Source organism: Mesorhizobium sp. M8A.F.Ca.ET.202.01.1.1, from assembly GCF_004791595.1.
Classification (GTDB): domain Bacteria; phylum Pseudomonadota; class Alphaproteobacteria; order Rhizobiales; family Rhizobiaceae; genus Mesorhizobium.
The window spans coordinates 1-262 of the sequence record NZ_SRUN01000360.1 but is presented as its reverse complement, the minus strand read 5'-3'; the positions used below and the strand labels follow the sequence as shown (position 1 = coordinate 262).

General features: G+C 63.7%; 1 protein-coding gene. It reads right to left on the bottom strand.

From position 1 onward, the window contains the following. Nucleotides 1–262: VCBS domain-containing protein (locus tag EN845_RS35205; RefSeq protein ID WP_135931370.1), on the bottom strand; the 262-nt coding region annotated here is incomplete at both ends.

The following is a 262-nucleotide window of genomic DNA, read 5'->3' as shown; positions in this document are numbered from 1 at the left end:
ACCGGATTGGGATCGGCCAGCGTGTTGGTGTCTTCCTTCACCGCCGCCGCATCGGCCACCGCCACCGGCGCGTCATTGGTGCCGGTGATGGTGATGGTCAGGTTGGCGGACGAAGAGCCGCCGTGATTGTCGGCATTGGTGTAGCTGAAGACGTCGGTGACGGTGGCGCCTTCGGCAAGCTGCTGCACCGAGGCCAGGCCATTGTCGAGCGTATAGCTGTAGCTGCCGTCGCTGTTGAGATGCAGCGTGCCATAGGTGCCGA